At 70.0% G+C, this 20,475-nt stretch carries 19 protein-coding genes and 1 pseudogene; 1 reads left to right on the top strand and 19 read right to left on the bottom strand.

What is annotated here, in order from left to right:
* Positions 1-70: 70 nt before the first annotated feature.
* The 17 genes and pseudogenes from VSH64_RS08865 to VSH64_RS08785 form a co-directional block, all read right to left on the bottom strand.
* The gene (locus tag VSH64_RS08865) at positions 71-940 is read right to left on the bottom strand and encodes a FadR/GntR family transcriptional regulator (protein WP_326835026.1); all 870 of its coding nucleotides are present in this window, start codon (positions 938-940) and stop codon (positions 71-73) included.
* Positions 941-1,031: 91 nt separating this feature from the next.
* Positions 1,032-2,036: an amidohydrolase family protein gene (locus VSH64_RS08860; RefSeq protein WP_326835025.1), complete on the bottom strand. Its 1,005-nt coding sequence runs from the start codon at positions 2,034-2,036 to the stop codon at positions 1,032-1,034.
* Between the two features lie 13 nt (positions 2,037-2,049).
* Positions 2,050-2,277, bottom strand: a complete 228-nt coding sequence (locus VSH64_RS08855) for a hypothetical protein (RefSeq protein WP_326835024.1) — start codon at positions 2,275-2,277, stop codon at positions 2,050-2,052.
* A complete protein-coding gene (locus VSH64_RS08850; RefSeq protein WP_326835023.1) occupies positions 2,274-3,158 on the bottom strand; it encodes a Gfo/Idh/MocA family protein in 885 nt (294 codons plus the stop codon). Before VSH64_RS08850 ends, VSH64_RS08855 begins: the two co-directional genes overlap by 4 nt.
* Positions 3,155-3,757: an RraA family protein gene (locus VSH64_RS08845; RefSeq protein WP_326835022.1), complete on the bottom strand. Its 603-nt coding sequence runs from the start codon at positions 3,755-3,757 to the stop codon at positions 3,155-3,157. The genes VSH64_RS08850 and VSH64_RS08845 overlap by 4 nt, the downstream gene beginning before the upstream one ends.
* A complete protein-coding gene (locus VSH64_RS08840) occupies positions 3,754-4,413 on the bottom strand; it encodes an RraA family protein (RefSeq protein WP_326835021.1) in 660 nt (219 codons plus the stop codon). Before VSH64_RS08840 ends, VSH64_RS08845 begins: the two co-directional genes overlap by 4 nt.
* Entirely contained in the window at positions 4,406-5,062 is a 657-nt protein-coding gene (locus VSH64_RS08835) for an RraA family protein (protein ID WP_326835020.1), read from the bottom strand. The genes VSH64_RS08840 and VSH64_RS08835 overlap by 8 nt, the downstream gene beginning before the upstream one ends.
* Positions 5,059-6,027, bottom strand: coding sequence for a DODA-type extradiol aromatic ring-opening family dioxygenase (locus tag VSH64_RS08830; protein WP_326835019.1), 969 nt, complete (start codon positions 6,025-6,027; stop codon positions 5,059-5,061). Before VSH64_RS08830 ends, VSH64_RS08835 begins: the two co-directional genes overlap by 4 nt.
* Before the next feature lie 18 nt (positions 6,028-6,045).
* On the bottom strand, positions 6,046-6,813 hold the full coding sequence (locus VSH64_RS08825; RefSeq protein WP_326835018.1) for a class II aldolase/adducin family protein: 768 nt from the start codon (positions 6,811-6,813) through the stop codon (positions 6,046-6,048).
* The gene (locus VSH64_RS08820; protein WP_326835017.1) at positions 6,806-8,965 is read right to left on the bottom strand and encodes an acetate--CoA ligase family protein; all 2,160 of its coding nucleotides are present in this window, start codon (positions 8,963-8,965) and stop codon (positions 6,806-6,808) included. Before VSH64_RS08820 ends, VSH64_RS08825 begins: the two co-directional genes overlap by 8 nt.
* On the bottom strand, positions 8,962-10,143 hold the full coding sequence (locus VSH64_RS08815; protein ID WP_326835016.1) for an acyl-CoA dehydrogenase family protein: 1,182 nt from the start codon (positions 10,141-10,143) through the stop codon (positions 8,962-8,964). The genes VSH64_RS08820 and VSH64_RS08815 overlap by 4 nt, the downstream gene beginning before the upstream one ends.
* Position 10,144: 1 nt before the next feature.
* On the bottom strand, positions 10,145-11,212 hold the full coding sequence (locus tag VSH64_RS08810) for an amidohydrolase family protein (protein WP_326835015.1): 1,068 nt from the start codon (positions 11,210-11,212) through the stop codon (positions 10,145-10,147).
* Between the two features lie 383 nt (positions 11,213-11,595).
* Positions 11,596-12,870, bottom strand: coding sequence for an aromatic ring-hydroxylating dioxygenase subunit alpha (locus tag VSH64_RS08805; RefSeq protein WP_326835014.1), 1,275 nt, complete (start codon positions 12,868-12,870; stop codon positions 11,596-11,598).
* 199 nt (positions 12,871-13,069) lie between these two features.
* Positions 13,070-13,906, bottom strand: a complete 837-nt coding sequence (locus VSH64_RS08800) for an ABC transporter ATP-binding protein (RefSeq protein ID WP_326835013.1) — start codon at positions 13,904-13,906, stop codon at positions 13,070-13,072.
* Positions 13,896-14,627, bottom strand: a complete 732-nt coding sequence (locus tag VSH64_RS08795; protein WP_326835012.1) for an ABC transporter permease — start codon at positions 14,625-14,627, stop codon at positions 13,896-13,898. The genes VSH64_RS08800 and VSH64_RS08795 overlap by 11 nt, the downstream gene beginning before the upstream one ends.
* An 86-nt stretch (positions 14,628-14,713) precedes the next feature.
* Positions 14,714-15,745, bottom strand: coding sequence for an ABC transporter substrate-binding protein (locus VSH64_RS08790; RefSeq protein WP_326835011.1), 1,032 nt, complete (start codon positions 15,743-15,745; stop codon positions 14,714-14,716).
* A 319-nt stretch (positions 15,746-16,064) separates the two neighbouring features.
* Positions 16,065-17,465 (bottom strand): annotated as a pseudogene (locus VSH64_RS08785) (aldehyde dehydrogenase family protein).
* 227 nt (positions 17,466-17,692) lie between these two features.
* Between VSH64_RS08785 and VSH64_RS08780 the strand changes: the two are divergent.
* Entirely contained in the window at positions 17,693-18,355 is a 663-nt protein-coding gene (locus VSH64_RS08780; protein ID WP_326835010.1) for a TetR/AcrR family transcriptional regulator, read from the top strand.
* A gap of 35 nt (positions 18,356-18,390) precedes the next feature.
* Here VSH64_RS08780 and VSH64_RS08775 read toward each other — a convergent pair whose 3' ends face one another.
* Together VSH64_RS08775 and VSH64_RS08770 are read right to left on the bottom strand one after the other, a co-directional pair.
* Positions 18,391-19,143 (bottom strand): gamma-glutamyl-gamma-aminobutyrate hydrolase family protein, encoded by a 753-nt coding sequence (locus tag VSH64_RS08775; protein ID WP_326835009.1) that lies wholly within the window; start codon positions 19,141-19,143, stop codon positions 18,391-18,393.
* 43 nt (positions 19,144-19,186) lie between these two features.
* Positions 19,187-20,113, bottom strand: a complete 927-nt coding sequence (locus VSH64_RS08770; protein WP_326835008.1) for an LLM class F420-dependent oxidoreductase — start codon at positions 20,111-20,113, stop codon at positions 19,187-19,189.
* Positions 20,114-20,475 lie beyond the last annotated feature (362 nt).

Below are 20,475 nucleotides of genomic sequence, written 5' to 3'. Positions count from 1 at the left end.
TGACACGCGGACTCGACGGAATCAGCGTGGGAGGGCGGAGGAAGAACGTGCGATGCGAAGGAGACCTCGGTCAGGGCGCGATTTCGCGCCAGCGCACCGGTCGTTCATAGACCAGGGGGAACTTCTCGGCGACATACCGCCGGAACTCTCGCATGTGCCGGCGCATCGCCCAGCGAGCGCCTTCGGCGTCGCCGGTGCTGATGGCGTCGTGCACCGCCTCGTGCGCCTGCAGCACCGATTTGCGGCGGGCGAGCGGGTAGCTCACCCCGAGCGGCATCCCGTCGGTGATCAAGTGCAGCGAGGTGATGAGCAGGGCGAACAGTTCGTTGCCCGCCGCCGCGGCGACGGCCGAGTGGAAGCGGTCGTTCTCCGCCAGGAAGTTCTGTTCGTCGTCGAGGTTCTCGCGCATCCCTGCGATCGAATCGGCGATGTCCGCGATCAGTTCCTCGTTCTTCGCCTCGGCGGCCAGCGCGGCGACCTCGGGCTCAAGCACCTCACGGGCCGAGACGAGCGCTTTGAACGGCATCGCCTTCAGCTGGAGGAACAGGCCCAGCACACCGGCGAGATCGTGCGCGTCGGGCTCGGTCACGATCGGGCCGCCCTGCGGGCCGGCCTTCACCCTGATCGCGCCGTTCATCTCCAGGAACCGCAGGGCCTCACGCAACGTTCCCCGACCGGTCTCGAACCGTGCCATCATGTCGCGCTCGGTCGCGAGTTTCGTACCGGGTGTGAGCTTGTCGTCGGTGATGTCGTCGACGATCTGCTGGGCGATCGCCAGCGAAACTTTCTGCGGGCGCCGGGTGTCCGGCCGGTGCCGCGGGGCCCGCGGTGCTTTCGTCTCGTCGTCCGGAGAGCCAGCAACCACAGTGGACCACCCCTCGTCGACCGGACAACGCCGCCTGCTTGAGGGTAATGATAATAGACTACCGTCAGTGATCACACGGTAGCCGCGCCGGGCGCCACCTCCGCCCTCGGCGAAGTTCCGATCCGAAGGCGGAGGTGCCCCCGTCCTCACGGGGTGGGGCTGAGTGTCAGACCGGCAGGCGGAACAGCGACCGCGCGTTGCCGCCCAGGATCGCCGCTTTCTCCGTGTCGTCGAGGAAGCCGAAGCCTTCGACCACGGGCCGGATGTCATCGAAGTCGAGCCCGGTCACGGGATCGGGAGCGGTGCCACTGCCGGGCCGTTCGGTGCCGAAGAGACAGCGCTCGGGTCCCACCGTCTTGATCAGGAGCTCGAGGGAAGCCGGATTGTGCAGCACGGTGTCGAACCACAGCCGACGCAGGCTGTCGTCGAACGTCTCGTCCTTGAGCACGTGGCCTTCCCGCAGCTTCGGGTGGGCGCGAGCGGCTCGCCACCGACCGATCTGGTACGGCACGGAACCGCCACCGTGGGCCACCACGATCTTGAGCGTCGGGTAGCGCAGGAACACCTCGGAGTTCAACAGGGTCAGGATCGCGATGCTCTCTTCGGTCACGAAGTGCTCGCTGTAGGTCTCGCGGTCGTTGAGGCAGCTGCCCGAGTGGATCAGCGCCGGCACATCGAGCTCCACGAGCTTCTCGTACAGCGGGTACCAGAACGGATCGCCGAGCGTGGGTACAGGGCCAGTGCCTTCCGAGGGATCCGGGTTGAGCACGCAGCCCACCATGCCGAGCCGGGTCACGGCGTCGTCCAGAGCCCCGACCCAGTCCTCCGGACGCTGCCCATAGGCCTGCGGCAGCCCGGCGACCCCGGCGAGGCGGTCGGGGAACAGCGCGACCTGGCGGGCGATCACGTCGTTGACCGCACTCGTCCACCAGTGCACGACCTTCTCCGGGCGCATCGAGTGCCCGCAGTGGAACGGCCGGGGCGAGATCAGCTGCACGTTCGTGCCCACCCCGTCCATCGTGGCGAGCGTGCGCTCACCCCACTCCTTCAACGCGGCGTCGCCGACCCCGGCGCTCCCCCGGCCATGGGCACCGCGGGAGGACATCAGCGCGGCCTGGTAGGCGTAGAGCTCCGGTGGCGCGTTGAGGTGCGCGTGGGCGTCGATGATCATCTCTGTCTCCTCATCACATCTGCGATCGCCGGCCGAGGCCGACTTGGTGGACCAGCTCGACGCTTCGCCCGGCCCGGTCGGATTCGTGGACCGCCAGGGACGCTTCGAGGGTCGCCAGTCCCCACCGTCCTGAGTGGACCGCGGGCCGACCGGCGAGCACGGCCTCCGCTTCGGCCAGCACGGCGTCCCAGCCCGAAACGGTCCCGCGGACGGGCTCTTCGAAGTCACCTTCGGGCGTCACGAAGACGATTCCGCCCGGCGCGGCCCAGGCCCCGCCGGCGGTGAAGGTGGCGACGAGCGTGCCGAACACCGGGGACACGGGCCCGCTCGAGGGCGGGGGAAGAACTTCGCGAGCTCGGGAGCCGACACCACGTCGACGGTTCCGAGCTCGCCGACGCCCCCGGTGAGCAGCCGGCTGTCGAAGCCGCCCGCGCCGGAGTAGTAGGCGCTCGCGTGGGCGCCGCCGGCGAACGCGAGCTGTGCGGTGAAACCGAGCTCCCGGCCGCCGGATCCGCCGAAGGTCGTGCCCGTGACCGTCTCGGCGAGCCCGCCGCACACGTAGCGGAGCACATCGATCTGGTGCGCGCCTTGGCGCAGGACCAGTCCGTTGCCGAGCGCCGCGTCGAGGTCGGCGACGGACCGGGGACGCAGCCGCCAGTCGGTGTGGCAGACCGACGACACCGACACCAGCTCACCCAGCCGCCCGCTCTCGACCACCCGCCGCAGGATCCGTACGGGCGCGTTGTAGCTGTGGGTCGCGCCGACGAGGAGCGGGACACCGGCCCGCTCGGCGGACTCGACCGCCCGACGCGCGTCCTCGAACGTCGCCGCCAGCGGCTTCTCCGAGATCACGGCCCGTCCGTGGTCCGCCGCCGTGCGGATGTCGCCCGCGTGCGAGGCGGTGGGCGTCGCGACGTACACGATCACCACGCCGTCGGCCGCCGCCAGCTCTTCGGCGTTCGCGAAGGTCGGGCCGCCGGTTTCCCGAGCCGCGCGCTCCCTGGCCGCCGGGTCCGCGTCGGCCACCCCTGCGAGGTGGAACCGCGAGGTCCGGCCCACGGCCTCGGCCATCAACCTGCCCGCGGCGCCCCAGCCGACGATCCCGAGCCCGTGCCCGGTCATCGGAACCCGAAGATCTCGAGAGTCGACTCACCGGCCGCGATCCGCTCCCGGACGGCCGCTTCCTTCCGCTCCCGCTGCTCGGCGCGCACGCCCACCGTCGCCGCGTGCTCCCGGGCCAGCACCACCACGCCGTCGGCGTCACCGACGACCAGATCACCGGGGCGGACCACCGCCGACCCGAGGGTGATGTCGGTGTCGAGATCACCACCGGTCGCGTCCTTCCCGGTGCCCCGCACGCACAGTCCGCGCGCGAAGATCGGGAAGCCCAGGCGCAGCAGCTCCGCCGAGTCGCGGACGCAGCCGTCGAGCACGAGCCCGCCGAGCCGGCGTTGCTTCGCCGCGGCAGTGAGGATGTCGCCCCAGTACCCGAATTCGGGAGCACCACCGGTCGACACGACCAGCACGTCGCCGGGCGCGGCGGCGTAGAGCGCGCGGTGCAGCCAGATGTTGTTGCCCGGGGTGAGCCGGACTGTGAAGGCGTACCCCGTGACGCGCCACGCCGGGTCGAGCGGACGCAGCTGGGGCGGCAACGGGGTGGCGCCGGACTCGTGCAGCGTCGCGGTGCCGAAGTCACCCAGGCCGGTGGTGGAAGCGGTCATCGGGCACCCGGCCTGGTCTGCAGGGCGTGGTAGCCCATCCGGGCCCGCGCCAGGTCGAGCCGCTCGCCGTCGGCCACGGCGGCCCGGATCCGGCTCTCGGCGTCCTCGATCGCCTCGGCGACGTCGAGCACCCGCCGCGCCTGCTCCGCGGCGAGCACCACGACACCGTCCGCGTCGCCCCGGATCACGTCGCCGGGGTGCACCAGCACCGAACCCAGCCGGACCGGTCGACCGGTGCCGGCGAGCCGGACCCGGTCCTTGCCCGTCCGCATGCTGCGGCCCCGGGCGAACACCGGGTACCCGATGGCGAGGCTGTCCGCCACGTCCCGGCAGACCCCTTCGATCACCGTGCCGCCGATGCCCCGAGCGGCGGCGACCGCGGTGAGGATGTCACCCCACACGGTGCAGTCGAGCCGCCCGTCGTTGCTCAGCACCACGATCTCCCCGGGCGCCACGTCGTCGATGTAGTCGCCGACCGTGCCGCCCAGCGCGTCGACCGGCTCGTACTGTCCGGTGAACGCTCTGCCGCACACTGTGAACGCCGGGTCGAACGGCACGATCCCGGGCACCGCACCGGGCAGGCCCAGCCGGTCGAGCGCATCGGACAACCCCGCCGTGCCCAGCGCCCGGACCCGGTCGAGCCAGTCGTCACTCATCGAGCATCTCCTCGTAGTCCTTGCCGAGCACCTCCGACGGGAGCCGACCGGCGCGCAGGTCCGCGGCCATCAGCGCTTCGCGGGCCGCCAGCCGTTCGGCGACGGTGAGCACGGCGCCCACGTCTTCTTCGCGAACGAACACGACGCCGCTGCCGTCCGCGAGCACGAAGTCGCCTTCGCGCACGGTCACCCCACCGATCAGGATCGGGAGACCCACCCCGTCCTCGACGATCCGGCCCCTGGCGGTGAAGGGGATCGCTTCGCGAGCGGACACGGCCAGGCCCAGCTCGCGGATTTCGTCGACGTCGCGGCAGGCCCCATCCACCACGATCCCGCCGAGCCCCTTCACCACCGCGGCCTTGGCCAGCAGGCCGCCCCACGTCGCCGAGGGGTACGGCGGGCCGGCCGCCTGCTCCACGACCACGACCTCGCCCTCTTCGGCCCGTTCGATCGCCGCCGTGCCCAGATGGCTGCCGCTCACCCGCCCGTCGGCCGGCACCGTCCGCATGGTCACGACCCGGCCCGCGAGCCGCGCGCCCTCCCACACGGGCAGGACACCCGACACCGCCCCGGACCGGCCGAGCGAGTCGAGCGCGTCGGACACCGCACACGTGTCGAGCGCGAGCAACCACTCCCGCACCGACCTCATGAAGTCGTCCAGGTGAAGAAGCCCATTCCGCAGCCGGTGCCCACCGTCGACCGGTACGCCGGGATGTAGTCGACCACCGTGGCGCGCGCGTCGGGCAAGGCGGCGCCGACCGCGATCCAGTTGCGGATCTCGGAACTGCCCTCCCGAAGACCGTCGACGGGCAGGCTCGCGAGTGCGTCGTCATCGTGGTTCTCGAGCGCGTCGAGCAACCGGCGGTCCAGCTTCTCGTCGATGATCGGGTGGGTCAGGCCGCCCGACGCGACGAGCGCGACCCGCCGGTTCGCCGGCCAGGTTTCGATAGCGGAGCGCAACGCCTTGCCGAGCTGCACGCAGCGGGCCGGGGTCGGCTGGTTCGGGGGGTAGTAGGTGTTGAGGAAGACCGGCACGAGCGGCAGGCGCGGCAGCCCTTCGAGCAGCCGGCGGTACACGAACGTGAACGCGTGCCCGAGCGTGCGGTCCCTCGGCTGCTCCGAGAACTGCGCAACGTCGAACCCCGAATCCACGAGCCGCTCCACCAGGTGGAGGCCGAGCTCCGCGCTCGTGTCGTACACATCCACCGCGTCGGCGTGGTAGTACCGGTACGCCGATTCCATGGTGGACGGATAGACCTCGGATCCCGGCGGACGGTCCTGGAGCGAATCGCCCCGGAAGATCGAGACCAGGGGCATGATGTCGTCGTGGAACAGCTCCCGCTGGTCGTCGCCGATCACCAGCAGGATGTCCGGCCGCAATCCCACCAGGACGTCGCGGGTGCGTTCGAGCGCCCGTTGGCAAGCCTTGTACCGGTCCTCGAGCACGACCGGATCGAGTTCGATCTCGAGCTCGCCCTCCGTCCGGCGGCTGGGGGTCAGCCCCAGTGCCGGGATCCGCGGAAGTTCAAGATCGCCGTGCGCGCGCCAACCGCCTGGGTCCATGGACAACTGCGGGCTGTGCGACACCGCAGCGCCTCCCACTACCTGAGCCACGTCTGCTTCCTCCTTCGGTCAATCACGTCGGGTGACGTCGGCGACGGCGCCGAGCGAGTGTCGGTAGAAGTCCCACGTCCAGTGCGCGTACGTGCGCGCCGCCTTGCGGCTGTCCACGAACCCCGACACCGCGGCGATGTCGTCGGCGCTGAGCAGTTTCGGTGTGGCACCGGGAATCGAGTGCAGGTCGAGGGTCAGCCCGGCCAGCGTTTCGAGCTTGATCGCCCGGACCGTGGCCTGCTGGACGTCTTCGCCCACCGCGACCACTCCGTGCCCGGACAGCAGGCACGCATCGGATCCGCCCATGGCCGCGGCCAGCTCGCCCCCGAGCGCCCGGTCACTGATGAGCACCGCCCGCGGGTACGTCGGTACTCCGCGCACCGCCAGCTCCATCGCCCCGGGGTCGTAGGCGCCGATCACCGGCTCGAGTGGCAGCCCCAGGATCCCGCACTTCAGCGAGGCCTCCGGGTGGCCGTGCACCACCGCGCCGACGTCCGGGCGGCTCCGGTAGAGCTCCGTGTGGATCGCCCACTCCCCCGGCAGCGCGTAGCCGTGCGGCAACTCGTCCCCGGCGGACTCGAGCCCGACGAGGTGGATGTCGTCGACGATCGTGAACCGCACGCCCGGATCCGGCTGCGGCCGGCAGCGCACCAGCACCTGGTCGGTTCCGGGCACCCGGACACTCACGTGCCCGGTGATCTCGCGGACGCAGCCCGTCCACGCGAGGATTCGGCACGAGAGCGCGACGAGCGCGCGAAGTTCTTCGACAGCAGGGGAATCAGACACACGCACTCCTCGGGTGGGTTGACGCCAGGCACGACGTGAGCGCGGCCGCGGCCGCCACCATCCGGGCCGGCTCGGTGAACACGCGCAGGCCCCGTTCGGCGAGCAAGGACATGCCGTCCTTCGCCAGCGAACGCGCGACGAGCCAGGACACGAGTACCGGTTTCCCGCTGCCGGCCGCGGCCTCGGCGATCTGACGGGCGACCCGCACCGCGTCCGCGCCCGTGATGCTCGTCAGCACGAGGCAGACGAGATCGACACCCTCGTCGGCCACGACGAGCTCCACGGCGCGCCGCACCACTCCCTCGCCGAACGCCCCCTCGGCGGTGACGTCCAACGGGTTGTCCACGTTCGCGAACCCGGGCAGGACCTCGGCGAGCCGCGATCGGGTTCGCTCGTCGAACACCGCCGGGACCAGCCCCGCCGCGTCCACCAGGTCGACGGTCGCGCTGCCCGCACCACCAGAGGTCGTGACGACCGCGACCCGGCGACCGGCCGGGAGCGGGGTGTGTCCGAGCGTCCAGGCGATTTCGAGCAGGTTCGTCATCTCGGCGACCTGGACCGCACCCTCCTGGGCGAGTGCCGCGCGGTAAGCCTCTCCGCTGCCGGCGAGCGCACCCGAATGAGACGACACGGCTCGGCTTCCGGCCTCCGTCACCCCCGTTTTGAAGACCGCGACCGGCACCCCACGATCACGCGCCGCGGCCAGCGCGCGGCGGAAACGGCCGCCGTCGGGCACGCCTTCGAGGAAGAGCGCGACGGACCGCGTCGTCTCGAGGCCGGCGTAGTACTCGACGTAGTCGGCGACGTCGACCTGGGATTGGTTGCCGACCGTGACCCAGTCGCCGATGCCGTAGCCGTCGGCGAGTTCGCGCGACACGAGGCTTCCCGCGACAGCCCCGCTCTGGGCGACGAGGCACGTCCCGGAGGCGTGCAGCGGCAGGCCGCGCACCGCCTGGCTGAACGTCGCCGCCATCCGGTGGTGTGAGCTCACGACGCCGATCGTGTTGGGACCACAGACGATCGTGCCGGATCCGGCGACCTCGGCGAGCAGGCGCGTGTCGAGCTCTTTTCCGACCGCGCCGGTTTCGCCGAACCCGGACGCGTACACGATGACCGCCGGCACTCCTCTCCGGGCGCATTCGCCGACGACCTCCACGCTCGGCTCGGCAGGCAGCGCCACACACACGAGATCGGGCACGTGGTCCAGTTCGGCCAGTGAAGCGACGGCGGGCAGCCCGCCGATCTCGCCGCCGGCCGGGTTGACGGGGTGAACGTGTCCGGCGAAACCGTGCTCCCGCAATGCCTCCAGGACCCGACCGCCGGGGCGCCTCGCGTCGCGCGAGGCACCCACCACCGCGACGCACCCCGGCCGGGCCAGCGCGCCGAGGTCGAACGCGCTCTGTCGCGAAGGTGCTTCGGCGGTCCGCTCGATGACCGCACGCGCGTCGAGCACGGTGCACCGGCCCTCGGCCGAGATTCGCACCGGGTTCAGGTCCAGTTCGGTCAGTTCCGGTACCGCCGACGCCAACTCGCCGACGCGGGCCACCAGCTCGCAGAACTCCGCGGTGTCCACCGGAGGAGCGCCGCGGAAGCCGGCCAGCAACGGCCAGCAGGTGAGCGATCGGAGCAGATCGTGTGCCTCGGTCGCCGTGACCGGCGCGATCCGGCGCGCGACGTCGCGAAACAGCTCCACGGTCACCCCGCCCAGGCCCACGACGAGCACCGGGCCGAACGCCGGATCGCGGACCCAGCCGAGGATGAGATCGGTACCGGCACCCACCATCGGCTGCACCAGCACCCGGGCGTCGGTCGCGCCCGCCGCGGCGATCCGGCCGGCGAGCCGGTGGTGTGCTTCACGAACGGCCTCGGCCGAGCCGAGGCCCAGCTCCACCAGGCCGGCGTCGGACTTGTGCAGCACGGCGTCCGAGACCGCCTTGAGCACCACCGGAAAACCGCTGCGCCGAGCCGCGGCCACGGCTTCCTCGGCCGAGTCCACCACCTCGGCGGCAACGAACGGCAGGCCGAGCGGTTCGAGCAGCTCCCGCGCCGAGCCCTCGCCGGCACCACCCGGCCGGCGCCGGCGGACCTCGGCGCGCACACCGGCGAGAACCGCGTCCGCCTCCTCGGCCACGCCCGTCGCCTGCGCGGTCATCTGCGCGGCTCCCGCGCCGTGCCCAGCGCGTCGCGGGCGATCAGCACCCGGTGGATGTCGTTCGCGCCTTCGACGATCTGGAAGACCTTGGCATCGCGGTAGGCACGGGCAACGCCGTACTCCTCGGAAACCCCGTACGCACCGTGGATCTGCACGGCGTCGGTCGCGGCCGCCTGGGCGACGTCACTGGCGTACATCTTGGCCATGCTCGCCTCGACCCGCGCCCGCTCGCCGCGCTGCATGGCCAGCGCGCACTGCTCGGTGAGCAGGCGGGCCGCGCGGACCGACACGGCCATGTTCGCGATCTTCTGCTGCACCATCTGGAAATCACCGATCGGCTTCCCGAACACGATGCGGTCCCTGGCGTACCTCACGGAGGCGTCCAAACAGGACTGAGCCAGGCCGACGGCGCGCGCGGCCACCGACAGCCGGCCCCGCTCGACCGCGTTCATGGCGACCGCGAACCCTTCGCCCTCGGCGCCCAGCAGCGCGTCCGCGGGCAGGCGGACGTCGTCGAACACGAGGTCTCCGCTGCACAGCGGGCGGAACCCCAGCTTGTTGTGCACCGGGTTCTTGACCACGCCGGGTGCGTCCGCGGGCACGATGAAGGCCGAAAGCCCACGCCGCCCGAGCGCCGGGTCCCGCGTGGCGAAGGTGACGAAAAACGATGCCCGGTCGAGGTTGGTGATCCAGGCTTTCGCCCCGTTCAGCAGGAACTCGCCGTCGCCGGAGCGGACGTACCGGGTCTGGGTTCCGGCGACGTCGCTGCCCGACCGGGGTTCGGTCACCCCGGCACCGCCGAAGAGCCGGCCCTCCGCGAGCGGTACGAGCCACTGCCGTTTCTGCTCGACCGTCCCGAATTCCAGCAAACCCGAGCCGACCAGAGCCGAAGGCATGCTCATCAGCACCCCCAGGCAGTGATCCACCCGGGAGACCTCCTCGATGACCCGGGCGAACGTGACGTGATCGAGCCCGAGCCCACCCCATTCGAGGGGCACCACACCACCGAAGAAGCCGAGTTCGGCCATTTCCCGCAGCAGGTCGTCGGGCAGCTTTTCCGCGGCGTCGTAGTCGCGCACCCGCGGTGCCACGCGCTCGCGGGCGAAGTCGCGAGCCAGCCCCACGATGGCCTCGCGTTCCGCGTTTCCCTGCGCCGCTCGAAGGAGTTCGGAGGTCATCTCAGCCCGCCGCCTCGAGGTTCTTGCGCAGTCGCGGGTAGATGTCCAGCGCGGTGTCGCCGAGCATCAGGTCCAGGTCGCGCTCCGAGTGGGCCTCGATGCCGCGCAGCACTCCCGCGATGTCGTCGGCCCAGCCCTCGGTCGGCGTCTTCTTGTGCGACCCGTCGCCGGGGCGTTCGGTGCCGAACACCACCCGGTCGCTGCCGATCACCTTCACCAGCAACGCGAGCGCTTCCTCGCTGTAGAGACAGGTGTCGTAGTAGAGCCGCCGGATCGCCTCGTCGAACGTCCCGCCGCGCTCGGTGCCCTGCCAGTACGTGCCGCGGAACCGGCCGACCTGGTACGGGATCGCCCCGCCGCCGTGGGGCACCACGACCTTGAGGTCCGGGAACACGTCGAATACGTCGGACTGCACCAGCGACATGACCGCGGTGCTCTCTTCGGAGATGAAGTGCAGGCTCTGGTTTTCCCGCAGGGACACACAGCCGCACGAGTGCACGAGCATCGGCAGCTCGTACTCCACGAGCTTCTCGTAGAGCGGGTACCAGTACTCGTCTCCGAGCCCGGGCACGTCCATCGGCGCCCGGCCCTCGCTGGGGTCCGGGTTCACCAGCACACCGACGAAGCCGAGTTCGGTCACGCAGCGTTCGAGCTCCTCGAACACGACCGACACCGGCTCGTTCCACACCAGCGGCAGGTTGCAGATACCCTGCAACCGCTGGGGATAGAACCCCACCTGGGTCGCGATGGCGTCGTTCACCGCCTGGGCCCACCAGTGCACGATGCGAGCGGGCTTCTCCGAGTGCATCAGGCTGTACGGCCGGGCCGAGACCAGCTGCACGTCGGTGCCGACCCGATCGAGCCAGGCGATGTGCTCCTCGGCGAAGTGCCGGAGCTCCTCCGGCGGAATCACTCCGGTCCGGCCGTGCCCGAGGCCTTCCCGGGATTCGGAGAACCCCTTCAGACGTCGCCCGTAGTGCCCACGGCTACCGATGAGGAACTCCCGGTACGCGTACAACTCGGCTGGGGCGACGAGGTGGCCGTGCACATCGACGATCTTCCGTGGCATGGGCTGTGCTCCTCTGGGAAATTTCGTGACGGGGAATGGCTTGACCGGGTCGGGCACCGGGTCGCGGGAATCCGGGACCGCTCGGGCGACACCCGGAACGTCAGTCGATCAGCACTCGGACGGAGTGCCCGGTGGTGTGGTGGTGCAGGACGACCTCGTCGAGGGTTCGCTCCCCCGCCGCCGATCGCCAGCCGCACCCGGGGCTTCGGCACCACGCCGTGGGCAGCCATTCACCGCACGCCGGACAGGTGCCGGTCGCCGCGGCGCGATGGCCGTTCGGACAGCCGCCGTCGGGGGCCGAGTGGGGCGCGCCGCGCGGGGTCGGCCGGGCGACAGAGGGGGTGGCCGAGTCGCGGGCCGCGTCGTTCCCGGACACGGCCGGCTCAGCCGACCTTCCGCAGCGCGGCGTCGATGCGCTGCGACAGCGCGCTCAGCCGGGCGCTGTACACGCCTTGCGTGCGCAGGAAGGAAGCCAGGGGGTTGCGCCCGCCGCCACCGATGCCGAGCTCCTTCTTCTCCTGCGGGAGCTCGATGATCTCGTCAGGCCGCCCGTCGGCCCGCACGTTCATCACGGTGCCGCCGGTCTCGTTTTCCTGCAGCTGGCTGCGCAAGAGGTTGCGGTACAAGGCGATGCCCTGGTCCGAGGAGCTGAGGTGCTCGTCGTCGCGGTTCGTGAGCTCGCCCTGGGTCACCCACACCATCGCGTCCTGCGAGTCGATCGTGTCCATGAGGAAGGTGCCGTTCTGGTCCTGCAGCGTCACCTCGTAGGTGTCCGGCAGTGCCCGGATCTCCTCGACCAGGTGCGCGAACTCGTCGGGCACGTCGTACCAGCAGTACCAGAAGTGCAGCGTGTGCGTGTCGTCTACGGGCACCCGGATCTGGAACGAGCTGAGGCCGTGGCCGCCGACCTTGAGGACGTTGGGGAAGTAGACGGGGTGACCGACCTTCCAGTCCTCGTCGTCCTCGGTCTGGCCCTCGCGCAGCCGGCGTTTGATGATGCCGTAGTCGACGAGGTCGAACCCGATCTTGATGTGGTGCCCGCCGAGCACCGTCGGTTCTTCACCGGCGCGCTCGAGGTGGTAGTTGAACAACCGGCCGTGCAGCCATTCGACGTGCGTCGGGTCGAACGAGTTCTCCATGATCTGCAGCCAGTTGCACGGAATCACCGCGTAGCCGATGTCGCGAAAGCGGGTCTGCCCTTCCTGCAGCGTGAACAGGTCCAGGCGCGGCAGCGCGGGCGCCTCCCCCTTGCCGAGGTAGGCGAACACCAGGCCGCCGAGCGCGCGAACCGGGTAGCCGGTCGTCCGGGCGCGGGTGCGCAGCTGTGTCGAGGGCGGGATCTGGTTGGGCTGCTCGAGGCACTCGCCCTGCGGCGAGAACTTCCAGCCGTGGTAAGGACAGCGCAGCCCCGCGCCGTCGGGGAACCCGTAAGCGAGTGACGCGCCGCGGTGCGGGCACCGCTGCGCGACGAGACCCAGCTCGCCGGACTCGGTGCGGAACAGGACCAGGTCTTCCCCGAGCACCCGCACCGGCTTCACCGGGTTCTCCGCGATTTCGGTCTCGGTCGCCACCGGGAGCCAGTAGCGCCGGTACAACGCGCCGGTCGGCGTGCCCGGCCCCACGCGGCTGTACCGCTCGTTGACGTCTGGCTGCAGCATCAGCGTCCTCCCTTGCCCGGACCGCGGTGGCCACGACCCGGCCGACCACGGCTTCCTTGCCGGTTGATGTATAGGTTAATCATAGGAGCAAATAAGTCAAGATGTTCCGCAGCGGCACCGCGGCACGTCACTCCGGGCCCGGTGGACGTCCGAGCGAACGAGTGAAGACGTCGCGCACCGGGACCGGCGGCGCTGGAGCTCAGTCCCGGTGGACGAGCGACCAGGCCCGATCACGGAGGCCGAGGAACTCGTGCGACACCTGATAAGACAGCGGTCGAGGCCGCGCCGTCGGGCACGTGAGCACCTCTTTGATCCGGCCGGGTCTGCCGGTGAGCACGACGACCCGGTCGGCGAGGTAGAGGGCCTCGCCGATGTCGTGGGTCACGAACACGGTGGTGGTGTTCGCCTCGACCGCGATCCGTTGCAACTCGATCTGCAGCTCCTCACGAGTCTGCGCGTCGAGCGCGCTGAACGGCTCGTCCATCAGCAGCAACTCCGGGGCGATGGCCAGCGCTCGCGCCAGGTTCGCCCGCTGCTGCATCCCGCCGGAGATCTGGTGCGGGAAATAGCTTTCGAAGCCACCGAGCCCGACCAGCTCCACCAGTTCGGCCGCCCGGGCCCGCACCGCGCGGCGCGTCCGGCGGCTTCGCCGGGGCTCCCGCGCGCGCAGTTCCAGGCCGAACGCCACGTTCTGCAGCACCGTGCGCCACGGGTAGAGGCTCGCGTGCTGGAACACGAAGCCGGTGCGCGCGTCACGAACTTCGCCGGCACCGACCACGATCGAGCCGCGGCTCGGGTCGGTCATCCCGGCGATGAGCCGCAACAGCGTCGTTTTCCCGCACCCCGACGGGCCGACCACGGCCACGAACTCGCCCGGCCGCACGGTCAGGTCCACGCCGTCGAGCGCGATCAGACCGCCCGGTGCGCCGGAGCGGTCCGGAAAGTCCTTGCCGATCCCGGCCAGCGTCAAGCCGGCTCCGCCGAGCGCGACACTCGCCCCGCCGAAGTCCGGGCGGGCGACGACTTCAGGACACATCGAGCCTCCACGGGCAGGTCCTGCGCTCCACCAAGCGCAGCAGGGCGGTGAGGATGACGCCGAGCGCGGCCAGCAGGATCGTGCCGACGAACACGTCGGTCGTGCGGAACCGTTGAGCCCCTTGAAGAATCAGGAAACCCAGCCCCTGCTGCGCACCGAAGAAGTCCGCGACGACGATGCCGACCAGGCCACGCCCGACGGCGAGGCGCAGGCCGGTGAAGATGGCCGGCAGCGCACCCGGGAACGCCACCTTCCGGAAGCGTTCGACGGGGCCGGCCTTGAACGAGGTCGCGACGTCGGTCCACTCCCTCGCCAGGCTTTCCACCCCCGACAGAGTGTTGATCACCACCGGGAAGAACGCCATCAGCGCCACGATGAACGCCTTGGCCGGGAAGCCGAACCCGAGCCAGATGATGAAGAGCGGGGCAAGCCCGATACTCGGCGTCGCGTAGAGGGCCAGCACCCACGGCTCCGACGCGTATCGCACGTACCGGGCCTGGCCCATCACCAGGCCGAACACCACACCCAGCGCACCGGCGATGGCGAAGCCCGCGCCGAACTGCCGCAGGCTGGTGTTCAGATCCAGCCACAGATCGCCACTCTCGGCGAGTTCGCCGAACGCTCCCACGATCTTCGACGGAGCAGGCAGGATCAGAGAACTGACCCCCGAGAGGCGCACCACGGCCTCCCACAGCGCGAGCCCGCCGAGCACCGAGACCACCCCGACCCACGTACCGGTCCTCCGGCCGCGTGAGCGTCCGCGTGCCGCAACGCGCCGCCCTGCGCGCACCGTTTCCGCGGTGGCCATCAGTGTTTCGCCGCCTGGTCGAGGTAGTCGTTCACGATGAACCCGGTCAGGTCGGCTTGGCCGGGTTTCAGCGAGCCGTTGTCGACGAATGCCTGCGCGGAGCCGTCGAGGGCCGCCGGGTCGATCTTCCCGTCGGCCGGGAACAGCACCGAAGCCCGCGGACCGGTCAGCCAGTACTGGTAGGCCTGCCGGATCACCGGTTCCGGCGTTTTGAGGATCCGCGCCACGCGGGTCACGAGGTCACTCGCGTTCGCCGGATCGTGCATCCAGCGCAGGGTGCGGACCCACGCTCGCGAGAACCGCTGCAGGCCGGCTGCGTTCTTCGCCGCGTACGCCTCGGTCGTCGCCACGAACCCGGCCACGAACCGCGGCAACGCGTCAGTCAGCGAGCCCAGGTTCTTCAGACCTTGCTCACCGGCCTGGAACTCCAGGGGCGACGACAGGATCGTGGCGTCCGCCTGGCCGTTGCGTACGGCGGTGTAACGCTCCGCCGTCCCACCGGCCGTGATCTGATGGTAGGAGTCCGGTTGCACGCCGAGGTGCTTCAGGGTGGCCACGAACGCCACCGTGGACACGGAATCGGGTCCGGATGTCGCGATGGTCTTCCCCCGAAGGTCGCCCAGGCTCGTGATCCCGGGCTTCGCGACCACGCTCCAGACCGGGGCGTTGCACATCCCCGCGATCGCGACCAGCGGCGCGCCTTGGGCTCGCGCGACCAGCAGCTCGGCGCCACCGATCTGCAGGTCGAACGAACCCCCGAGCAGACCGGCGGTCATCGTGCTGGTCGCCTGACCGACCGTGGTGTCGAGCGTCAGGCCCTCGTCTCGCATGAAGCCCAGGTCCTGGGCGAGCGTCAACGGAATCGTCGAGAAGTTCTGCTGCTGCACGGCGATCCGGATCGTGGCCGCAGGCCCGTCGCCCGTGCCGGCGCAGGCCGAGACCGACGCCAGCAGGGCCACGAGAAGACCGGCGAGCAGCCCTCTCAGCTTCTTGTCCAGCCGCTTCGCGTCGAGCCGCGTCTTGTCGAGCATCATTGCTCCCGTTCAGGTCAAGCAGGCTCGGTCCATCGGGACCATTGCTCCTATCATTGACCCATATAATGAGCGTGTCCAGACCAGCGGGGCTCCGCCCGCGGCCACGGCACCACCGCCACCCCCCGTCGATCCTCCGGCACGGCGACAACCGGGGAAGATTCGTTGGTCCGACACACCGAGCCTCGGTGCAGCGTGCCCACAGCGGACGAGAAGGCGACAGCCGGTCGCCCGCAAAGCGCGCACGGAAGCCCGAAGAGCAACACTTCATTCACGGGTGGACACCAGCCTTCCCGCCCATCGCTAATTAGGATTATCATTAGAGCATAACTCTCAGCGCAGCCCTCGGCACAAGGCGATCCCCGCAGCCGACCTCGTCCTCAGACCGCGATGGTCTTGTACTCGACGTACTGGGCAAGACCGGCGGCACCGAACTCGCGACCGAGGCCACTGTCTTGAACCCGCCGAACGCGCCGTCGTAGGTCGGGGTGGCGCCGTTCACCGACAGCCATCCCGCGCGGATCCGGCGGGCGACGGCAAGCCCGCGCTCGGCGTCTTCGGTCCACACACCGCCGCCAAGGCCGTACTCCGAGTCGTTGGCGATGTGGACGGCGTCCTCCTCGTCGTCGAAAGGGATCACGACCAGCACGGGGCCGACGATCTCCTCCCGGGCGATGCGCATGCCGCTGTCCACGTCGGCGAACAACGTCGGGCGAACGTAGCAACCGCTCTCGAGCCCGGTCGGCGCTTCCGGGCCACCCACCACGAGCCGGGCGCCTTCGGCGACGCCGAGCTCGATGTAGGAGCGGACCCGGCGCTGCTGATCGGCTCGTACCATGGGGCCGATGAACGTCTCGGGGTCGGCGGGGTCACCCACGACCAGTCCGGCCACCATGGGCGCGAGCGCGCCCACGACCTCTTCGTAGCGGCTCCTCGGGGCAAGGATCCGGGTGTGGGCGACGCAGTTCTCCGCGTTGTTTCCGAATGACAGCCCCTTGAGACCGGCCACCACCGCCGGCAGGTCGGCATCCTCGAGGACGATCGCGGCGGACTTCCCTCCCAGTTCCAAGCTGACCCGCTTGAGCTACTCTCCCGCAACGGCGGCGATCCGCCTTCCGGCCGCGGTCGATCCGGTGAAGGCGACCTTGTCCACACCGGAGTGCGCGACCAGGTACTCACTGGTCTCCCGGCCCGCGGGGAGAACACTGATCACCCCGTCGGGGAACCCGGCGTCGTCGAAGATGCGCGCCAGCACGAGCGCGTCGAGCGCCGTCTCCGGGGAGGCTTTGAGGATCACCGTGCAGCCCGCGAGCAGGGCGGGGACCAGCTTGACCAGCGCCGACTGCTGCGGCGCGTTCCACGGGATCACCGCGGCGACAACCCCCACCGCCTCGCGACGCAGCAGCGTGCGGCCGGCGCCGGAAACGGCCACCTGCTCCTCCCAATCGAGCGCCGCCGCCGCGCGCAGGTAGGCCTCGGTCTGTGCCGGCACTCCCGTTGCCGACGTCCAGCGCGTGAACCACAGCGGAGTGCCGTTTTCGGCAGTGACCAGCGCCGCCAGCTCTTCCCCGTGAGCGGCGTACAACCGCATGAAGCGCTCCAGAACCACGCGCCGCTCGCCGGGGTCGAGCCGCGGCCACGAGCCCTCGTCGAACGCGGAGCGAGCGGCCACGACCGCTGCGTCGACGTCGGCCGGAGCCGCATGGGGCGCGGTCCCCACCAGCGCACCGTCGTGAGGCGAACGCACTTCCAGCACGTCATCGGAGGCCGGAGCGACCCACCTTCCTCCCACATAGAGCTCGGAAAAATCGATCACCGGAACCTTCCCTCTCGTTACGTGTCCACCGGACTGCTATCATGGGCACCGTACCGGTCCGCTGGACACCTAACAAGTGTTCAGTGGACCGCTATCCTGGGCACCGGTCCTACGGAGTACGAGGAGAAGTGATGGACGACGTGGAGGTCCCGGCCTTCCAACGGGCACGACGACCTGAACAGCGAGAGCTGCGACGGCAGGAGATCCTCGACGCTGCCGAGCTTCTTCTGGCCGACCTTCCGGCGGAGGAGATCAGTCTCCGCGAACTCGGGCGGCAGCTCAACGTGTCGAAGACCCACGTGGTCCGGTACTTCGAGACCCGAGAGGGAGTCTTTCTCGAGCTCCTGAACCGGCAGCGCCTCGCCTGGCTCGACGCGCTCAGCGAAGAACTGCCGGAACCGCCGTGCGAGCCCGAGCAGGCGATGGCGGCCTGGGCCGGGTCGCTCGCGGCGCGGCAGGTCCTGTGCCAGCTGTGGAGCCTGCTGCCCAACGTGCTGGAACGCAACGTCAGCGCCGAAACCGTGCTGGTCTACAAACTCATCGACCTCGAACACCGGACCAGGTTGGCAACACTGATCCGGGACCGCGTACCCGCCCTGACCGAGGATGACGCGCTCACTTTGACGGAGTACGCCGTCGTGTCGCTGGTGGGCCTCTGGCCTTTCAGCTGCCCGACACCGGCCATCGCCGAAGCCACCGCGGACCCGCGCCTCGAACGCGCGCGCGTCGACTTCCCCGTGATGTACGGCGAGATCCTGAAGACGACGCTCGCCGGGCTCCTCGCGCGCTCCTGATCCGCTGCGAGGGCCGCACTACCTGCCATCGGGCGTCACCGGCGGGCACCCGAAGCGGACGCCTCGGCGACCAGCCAGCCGAACGCCGGCTCGACACCCGGCATCCACTCGGGATGCCACTGGACCCCCAGGACCGGTCTGCCCGCGACCTCGATCGCCTCCACCACGCCGTCCGCGGTGTGACCGGAGGCCACGACTCCCCCACCGAGTCCGGCCACCGCCTGGTGGTGCCAGGAATTGGTGATCCGGGACCGACCGTGTACGCGGTGTGCGAGAGAACCGGGAAGGAACTCGACCAAATGGGACAAGTCGCCCGCCGACGGCGCGGCGCGCGCGGAGTCGTGCAGGATCGCCCCAGCGTCGAGGTGCTCGATCAGTGTTCCCCCGAGCACCACGTTCAGCAACTGGTGGCCACGGCAGACTCCCAGAATCGGGATCCCGGAACCCAGCGCGGCTTCGAGCAGCGCCACCTCGTAGTCGTCACGCGCGGCGTCGGGCGCGTTCGGCTGCCACCGCGGATCGGTCGTGGTGTCGAGCGGTGCCCGTCCTCCCCAGCGCGCCGGGTGCACGTCCTGTCCCCCGGTCACGATCAGACCGTCCAGGCGCGACACCACCCCGGCCTCCCCGGATTCGAACGGCAGGTCCACCGCCAGTCCGCCGGCCTCGGTGACCCGCCTGCCGAAATCGGCGAAGAACACCTCGACCGGCCGCTGTCGAAAGCGTTCGGACACACCCGTGACCAGCCCCGCCGCGACCCGGCGACCGGTGACGCCGATCAACGGCTTCACGAGACAGCACCTCCGTCCGCGATCGTCTCCGCTCGACGCCGCATCACTTCACCTGCTGCAGGACTTCGTCCGCGAAGAACTCCCAGTGGTCGAGGTCGAACTGCTGCGGTGTCTGCAGGTAGATCCGGGTGATGCCCGCGTCGGCGAACTGCCCGATGCGATCCACCACCTCCGCCGGCGACCCGACGAGGCCGTGTTCCAAGGCCTCGGGCACATACGCGGCAAGGGCTTCGGTCCGACGGGCGACCTCGGCGTGGTCGCGTCCGCAGGCCAGCAGGAGAACCGCGGAACGGCGCAGCGTCCCGGGATCACGACCGGCCTCGGCACAGGCGGCTCGCAGGTAGAGGTCCTGGTCGAAGATCTCCTCGACAGCCGGGAACGCGAGGTTGAACTCGTCGGCGTAGCGCGCGGCCAGGCGGGGGGTCTTCTTCCGGCCGCGCCCGCCGATGATGATCGGTGGCCGGGGGCGCTGAACGGGCTTCGGCAGGGCAGGCGAGTCCGTGAGCTCGTAGAACTCGCCGCGGTGCGAGAAGGTCGCGCCTGCGGGCGTGGTCCACAGCCCGGTCAGGATCGCCAATTGTTCCTCGAACCGGGCAAACCGTTCGGCCGTGACGGGGAAAGGAATGCCGTAGGCGCGGTGTTCGTCTTCGAAGTACCCGGTGCCGAAGCCGAATTCGACCCGGCCGCGGCTGATCTCGTCGACCTGCGCGACGGTGACGGCGAGCGGGCCGGGAAAGCGAAACGTCGCCGAGGTCACCAAGGTGCCCAACCTGATCCGGCTCGTCTCCGCGGCCAGTGCGCCCAGCGTGACCCAGGCATCGCCCGACGAACCCTCGATGCCCCCGAGCGCGCGGTAGTGGTCCGCACGGAAGAACCCGTCGAACCCGAGGTCCTCCGCGGCCTTCGCGGTCACGACGAGCTGCTCGTGGGTCGAGCCCTGCTGCGGGTTCGTGAAAACGTGCACTTCCATACTCACTCTTCCTCGTTTCCCCCCAGAAGAATGACCGGGACAACGCTGTTCGGGGTCGACCGGAGTACCCGATGAGACCCAACCACACGTGGAGACCTGAACCGATGTCGAACTGAGAGAACTGCACCCACCGCCGCACGTCGAGTGGCCGATCGTGCAACCAGGAGCGCCCGATCCACGGCGTGCGGAAAATGACGCCTGCGGGCAGTTTTCGTCGCCTCGGAATAGAGGGTTTTCAGCCACCCGAGCCGCCACGGAACAACTTCGAGTTGATCACCGGGCATCTAGACTGCCCATTCGAGACACCGCGCTTGTTCGCCACCGAACTCCACGAGACTTCTGTCGTACATTGCTGAAATCAA

It is taken from the genome of Amycolatopsis rhabdoformis (assembly GCF_035918295.1).
Taxonomy (GTDB): domain Bacteria; phylum Actinomycetota; class Actinomycetes; order Mycobacteriales; family Pseudonocardiaceae; genus Amycolatopsis; species Amycolatopsis rhabdoformis.
Note: the sequence above shows the minus strand (reverse complement) of the source record. Positions and strands in the feature narration are given on the sequence as shown.

Excerpts from the sequence above, each read along its gene's own strand:
- VSH64_RS08860 (WP_326835025.1), bottom strand. The coding sequence starts at position 2,036 with ATGATCATCGACGCCCACGCGCACCTCAACGCGCCACCGGAGCTCTAC.
- VSH64_RS08850 (WP_326835023.1), bottom strand. The coding sequence starts at position 3,158 with ATGACCGGGCACGGGCTCGGGATCGTCGGCTGGGGCGCCGCGGGCAGG.
- VSH64_RS08845 (WP_326835022.1), bottom strand. The coding sequence starts at position 3,757 with ATGACCGCTTCCACCACCGGCCTGGGTGACTTCGGCACCGCGACGCTG.
- VSH64_RS08840 (WP_326835021.1), bottom strand. The coding sequence starts at position 4,413 with ATGAGTGACGACTGGCTCGACCGGGTCCGGGCGCTGGGCACGGCGGGG.
- VSH64_RS08835 (WP_326835020.1), bottom strand. The coding sequence starts at position 5,062 with ATGAGGTCGGTGCGGGAGTGGTTGCTCGCGCTCGACACGTGTGCGGTG.
- VSH64_RS08820 (WP_326835017.1), bottom strand. The coding sequence starts at position 8,965 with ATGACCGCGCAGGCGACGGGCGTGGCCGAGGAGGCGGACGCGGTTCTC.
- VSH64_RS08815 (WP_326835016.1), bottom strand. The coding sequence starts at position 10,143 with ATGACCTCCGAACTCCTTCGAGCGGCGCAGGGAAACGCGGAACGCGAG.
- VSH64_RS08810 (WP_326835015.1), bottom strand. The coding sequence starts at position 11,212 with ATGCCACGGAAGATCGTCGATGTGCACGGCCACCTCGTCGCCCCAGCC.
- VSH64_RS08805 (WP_326835014.1), bottom strand. The coding sequence starts at position 12,870 with ATGCTGCAGCCAGACGTCAACGAGCGGTACAGCCGCGTGGGGCCGGGC.
- VSH64_RS08800 (WP_326835013.1), bottom strand. The coding sequence starts at position 13,906 with ATGTGTCCTGAAGTCGTCGCCCGCCCGGACTTCGGCGGGGCGAGTGTC.
- VSH64_RS08790 (WP_326835011.1), bottom strand. The coding sequence starts at position 15,745 with ATGCTCGACAAGACGCGGCTCGACGCGAAGCGGCTGGACAAGAAGCTG.
- VSH64_RS08780 (WP_326835010.1), top strand. The coding sequence starts at position 17,693 with ATGGACGACGTGGAGGTCCCGGCCTTCCAACGGGCACGACGACCTGAA.
- VSH64_RS08770 (WP_326835008.1), bottom strand. The coding sequence starts at position 20,113 with ATGGAAGTGCACGTTTTCACGAACCCGCAGCAGGGCTCGACCCACGAG.